This is a genomic window from Spirillospora sp. NPDC046719 (assembly GCF_040645715.1).
Lineage (GTDB): Bacteria > Actinomycetota > Actinomycetes > Streptosporangiales > Streptosporangiaceae > Spirillospora.
Genome location: NZ_JBEYYT010000404.1, coordinates 3,722 through 8,466, shown reverse-complemented (window position 1 = coordinate 8,466; position 4,745 = coordinate 3,722). Strand labels below are relative to the sequence as shown.

Sequence of the window (4,745 nt, the reverse complement as noted above, 5' to 3'; positions counted from 1 at the left end):
GGTGGACGAAGTCCATCGCGAAGCGACGCCGAAGGCGCCCTTGACTTTGGAGGGGCGGCCCCGTACGCAAGCGCCACCCCACCACCCGAACACCCTTCACTCCCATCGCCCGAACAACCCCTCATACCGATCGCGATCCGTCGATGACGTCACCTCAATGGCGTCACCTCGATGCGACCACCCCCGGCACCCTCCAGCACGACCACCCCCGGCACGCCCCAGCACGACCACCCCCGGCACGCCCCCAGCACGACCACCTCCAGCACGACCACCCCCAGCACGACCACCCCCAGCACGACCACCCCCAGCACGATCACCCCGATGCGACCACCCCAGCGCGACCGCCCAGCGTGATCACCCCCGCGCGTCCACCCCGCGCGTCCACCCCGTGGGACCACCCCAGCACGACCACCTCGATCCATCCCCGCGCGGATTCGTCGAGGCTTCCCGTTGGCCCTCCGCCTCTATGCGTCCGTGGGCCTCGTCTCCACCGTGTCGCTCCCGGCGAGCAGTAGGGCCGCGACCGCCTCGGGGGCCTCGCGCATGGCGTCGTGACCGGTCGGCAGATCGTGGACCCGCCACCGGGGATCGGCCAGGAGCCGGCCGCGGAGTTCGGCGAAGGGCGTCCGGTCCTCCCATCCCGAGCAGTAGACGAACTCCCGGCGAGGGACCCGGGCGAGCGCGCCGGTGAGCCGGGCCGCCTGCAGGAACGAGGCGAGCGGGTGGGGCCGGCGCCGGGGATCGCCGCCGCCCGGCGGCAGGACGGCGTAGCCGGTGGCCGCGGCGCCGGCGGCGAACATCTCCCGGAAGCGCTCGGTCGTCGACGACCAGCACGACTCGCCGTCGCGCGGCACGTAGGCGTCGAGATGCACCAGCCGCGAGACCCGCCCGGCGGCGCGGTCGGCGGCGGCGGCGATCACCATCCCGCCGTAGCTGTGCCCCACCAGCGTCGCGCCGGTGATGCCGGCGCGGTCGAGGAGCCGCAGGACGTCCTCGGCGTGCGTGTCGAGGTTGGCGGACGCGACGGTCGCCTCGTCGTCATCCGGCCGCAGGCCGGTCAGGGTCAGCGCGTGGACGGTATGGCCAGCACGTTCCAGCAGCGGGACCACCGCCTCGTACGTCCAGGAGCCGCGCCAACCGCCGGGCACGAGAACGAACGTCGCCATGTACTTCTCCTCTCTCAAGGCCCGGCACCGAGGCGGGCCGCCTCGGCAGGCGTCGCGCCGCGCACCCGGAGACCGCGCGGCATGAACGGCAGTCTCACAAGGCCAGGAGGTGGCGGACCACCGATAGGACGCCGACCTATGCCCGTTTGCCGCCAAGCGCACGTCCGGAAGCAGTGGATCGAAAACGGTTGACGGCTCCCAAATGACAGTGCACTATCAAAATCTAGTTCACTGTCATTTCAAGGAGGACGGCATGATGACGACGACGACGCACCCCGAGCGCTCCGCGCGGCGGTGGTGGGCGCTGGCGGCGCTCACGCTGAGCGTGCTGATCGTGGGGCTGGACGGGACGATCATCAACGTCGCGCTGCCCACGCTGTCGGACGAGCTGGGCGCGACCAGCGCGCAGCTGCAGTGGATCGGCGGCGGCTACCTGCTGGCGCTGTCGGTGGGGATGCTCCCGGCGGGGCTGCTCGGCGACCGGTACGGCCACCGGCGGCTGCTGGTGGGCGGGATCGCGCTGTTCGGGCTGGCGTCCGCGGCGGGCGCGCTGGCGGGGACGGCCGGGCAGGTGATCGCGGCGCGCGCGGTCCTCGGCCTCGGCGCGGCGATGATCACGCCGCTGTCGATGGCGATCCTGCCGCGCGTGTTCGGCAGGGACGAGCTGCCGCGCGCCATCGGCGTGTGGACGGCGGCGACGGCGGTCGGGATGCCGATCGGCCCGCTCGTCGGCGGCTGGCTGCTCGACCACTTCCCGTGGGGGTCGGTGTTCCTGTTCAACGTGCCGGTGACGGTGCTCGCCGCGATCGCGTGCCTGCGGCTGCTCCCAGCGGACGGCCCGCGCGCGCGGGACGGCAGGCCGTTCGACTACCTCGGCACGGTGCTCGGCACCTTCGGCATCATCGCGCTCGTCTACGGGACCATCCAGGTGCCCGAGCACGGCTGGGGCAGCGCGTCCGTGCTGGTGCCGCTCGCCGCCGGCGCGGTGCTGATGGCGCTGTTCGTGCGGCGGCAGCGCCGGGCGGCGGCGCCGCTGGTCGACCTCGGCCTGTTCGCGGACGGGACGTTCCGGTGGGGCGCGATCATCGCCGTCTTCGTCAACTTCGCGGTGATGGGGCTGCTGTTCGTCGTCCCGCAGTACCTGCAGGCGGTGCTGGGGAACGGCGCGTTCGGCGGCGGGCTGCGGCTGCTGCCGCTGATCGGCGGGCTGATGGCGGCGGCGACGCTGGCCGAGCCGCTCGTCCTGCGGCTCGGCGCCCGCGTCGTGATCCCCGCTGGACTGCTGCTCCTCGCGGGCGGCGCGCTGCTCGGCGCCGCCACCGGCCCCGGCGACGGCTACGGCGCGACCGCCGGGTGGCTCTCGCTGGCGGGTCTCGGGTTCGGGCTGGCGATCGTCCCGGCGACGAGCATGGTGATCGGGTCGCTTCCGGAGGACGGCCCCGGCACGGGGACGAGCCTGCTGGAGACGATCCAGCAGCTCGGCGGGGCGCTCGGCGTCGCGGCGCTCGGCAGCGTCCTGAACGCGGGGTACCTGGCGCGGCTGTCGGTGGCGGGGCTCCCGGACGCGGCGGCGGACGCGGCGCGCGGCTCGGTGACCGGCGCGGACGCGGTGGCCGGACGACTGCACGACGGGGCGCTGGCGGCGTCCGCGCACAGCGCGTTCGTCCACGGGATGGACCTGACGCTGCTGGTCTGCGCGGGCGCGGCCCTTCTCGCCGCCGTCCTCGCGGTCGCCTTCCTTCCCGGTCGACGCGCAGGCGCCGCACAGGCAGGGCGGAACGCCGCCGCAGCCCCGGTGCCCGCCGCGCACGCGGGAGAATTGCCGGCATGAGCACCAGGGAGACCCCGGCCGGCAAGACGTGCGGGCTGCGCGAGCGCAAGAAGGCGAAGACCCGGCTGGCGATCCGGCGCGCGGCGTACCGGCTGTTCGCCGAGCAGGGCTACGAGGCGACGACCGTCGACCAGATCGCCGAGGCGGCCGAGGTCTCCCCCAGCACGTTCTTCCGCTACTTCCCGGCGAAGGAGGACGTGATCCTGTCGGACGAGTACGACTCGGCGCTCGTCGACGCGCTCGCCGCGCGCCCGGCGGACGAGCCGGTGCTGCTGTCGCTCCGGCACTCGATGGCCGACTCGCTGGGCCGCGTCCTGGAGGCCGACCGCGAGGAGCTGTTCACCCGGATCCGGCTGTCGTTCACCGACCCCGGCATCCGGGCCCGCGCGATGGACGAGCAGCTGCGCAACCAGGACGCGGTGGCCGCGGCGATCGCGGACCGGACCGGCCGGGACGCCACCGAGCTGGACGTGCGGTGCGCGGCGGCGGCGATCATCGCGGTCTCGATGACGGTGATGCGGCACTGGGTGGACGGCGGCGGCACCGAGGACCTCACCGCCCTGTACGACCGCCAGCTGACCACCTTGTTCAAGGGCCTGCGCCTGTGACCCCACCGTCGCCCGAGCGGCCGGTGCGCGCGGTCGACGCCTGCCTCACCAGCGCTGGCGGGCCTCCTCCGCCCATCCCGTGAGTCCGTCGAACTCGATCCAGGTGCCGTCGTCGGTGCGGGCGCGCCCGGCGAAGTGCCCGAAGCACTGGTGCGTCTCGCTGCCGACGACGCCGAGCTCGACCCGGGAGACCTTCTCGTGGAAGGGCCGGAACTCCACCTCGACGCGGTCGCCGAGGATGGCCCAGGGGCGGGTCCAGCCGGACCGGTCGTAGGTCCATTCCAGCTCGTCGCCGATCTTGTGCAGGCGGCCGCCGACGAAGAGCGCGTTCTCGGTCAGGCCGGTGCCGGCGGTCCACTTGCCGCCGAGCTGGAGCGCGACGCCGGGGCCGGCGGCGGCCGCCCAGTTCCACGTCATCCGGTACGGCCACTTGCCGCGCCCGTGGTCGAGGACGGCGCACGACTCGTCGCCGCCGATGGCGTGCTCGCCGGACGGGAGGACCAGCCGTCCGTGCACGGGCCGGCCCACGTCCTTCACCGTGTACTGGAACCGGGTGTCGCTCCACGGGATCACGACGCCGAGCGACTCGTGGCCGTCCGGCAGCGAGATCTCCAGCTCGATCCGGACGCCGCGCGCGGCGGCGCGCAGCGAGGTGCCGCCGGGGCGCTGCCGGATGCCGACCGCCACTCCCCCGCCGCGGACGGCGGCCTCGCCCTCGCCGCTGCGGTCGGGGAACGCGGCGCCGCGCGCGAACGGGACCACCGCGTCCCTGGCGGTCTCCTCGCCGGTCTCGCGGTCGAGGACATAGACGCCGTGCACGCCCGCGTAGTCCAGCGACGACGCGACGATCCCGATGATGTGCCGGGGCGTGACGACGCCCCAGTACTCCCAGCGCTTCGCGCGGCCCCAGCCGCGCAGGTTCGCGCGGTGCAGGGGGCGGCGCGTCCAGCCGACCGCCGCCGGGTTGAGGCGCCCGTCGGGGAGGCACAGGTCGACGGGCTCGGTGATCTCGCGCTCGGTCGGCATCCCGCGAGCCTAACGGCGCCTGCGTGCCCCCGTCCCGCCCCCGCGGGGCCCCGTCCCGGCGGGGGGGGGGGGGGGGGGCGCCGCGGGGCGGCCGGGTGGGCGTGTGGCCGGCGC

At 74.6% G+C, this 4,745-nt stretch carries 5 protein-coding genes; 2 read left to right on the top strand and 3 right to left on the bottom strand.

Annotated features, from left to right (window positions below):
* Positions 1–149: 149 nt before the first annotated feature.
* Entirely contained in the window at positions 150–317 is a 168-nt protein-coding gene (locus tag ABZ914_RS40925; protein ID WP_500200015.1) for a hypothetical protein, read from the bottom strand.
* Positions 318–464: 147 nt separating this feature from the next.
* Positions 465–1,166, bottom strand: coding sequence for an alpha/beta fold hydrolase (locus tag ABZ914_RS40920; RefSeq protein WP_500200013.1), 702 nt, complete (start codon positions 1,164–1,166; stop codon positions 465–467).
* A 253-nt stretch (positions 1,167–1,419) separates the two neighbouring features.
* Here ABZ914_RS40920 and ABZ914_RS40915 point away from each other — a divergent pair, with 253 nt between their 5' ends.
* Both ABZ914_RS40915 and ABZ914_RS40910 read left to right on the top strand, forming a co-directional pair.
* Positions 1,420–2,997: an MFS transporter gene (locus tag ABZ914_RS40915; protein ID WP_500200012.1), complete on the top strand. Its 1,578-nt coding sequence runs from the start codon at positions 1,420–1,422 to the stop codon at positions 2,995–2,997.
* Positions 2,994–3,605 (top strand): acyl-CoA-like ligand-binding transcription factor, encoded by a 612-nt coding sequence (locus ABZ914_RS40910; RefSeq protein WP_500200011.1) that lies wholly within the window; start codon positions 2,994–2,996, stop codon positions 3,603–3,605. The genes ABZ914_RS40915 and ABZ914_RS40910 overlap by 4 nt, the downstream gene beginning before the upstream one ends.
* A gap of 45 nt (positions 3,606–3,650) precedes the next feature.
* On the opposite strand, the gene ABZ914_RS40905 is transcribed toward ABZ914_RS40910, so the two are convergent.
* Entirely contained in the window at positions 3,651–4,631 is a 981-nt protein-coding gene (locus ABZ914_RS40905; RefSeq protein ID WP_500200009.1) for a DUF2804 domain-containing protein, read from the bottom strand.
* Positions 4,632–4,745: the final 114 nt, after the last annotated feature.

Excerpts from the sequence above, each read along its gene's own strand:
- ABZ914_RS40920 (WP_500200013.1), bottom strand. The coding sequence starts at position 1,166 with ATGGCGACGTTCGTTCTCGTGCCCGGCGGTTGGCGCGGCTCCTGGACG.
- ABZ914_RS40905 (WP_500200009.1), bottom strand. The coding sequence starts at position 4,631 with ATGCCGACCGAGCGCGAGATCACCGAGCCCGTCGACCTGTGCCTCCCC.
- ABZ914_RS40915 (WP_500200012.1), top strand. The coding sequence starts at position 1,420 with ATGATGACGACGACGACGCACCCCGAGCGCTCCGCGCGGCGGTGGTGG.
- ABZ914_RS40910 (WP_500200011.1), top strand. The coding sequence starts at position 2,994 with ATGAGCACCAGGGAGACCCCGGCCGGCAAGACGTGCGGGCTGCGCGAG.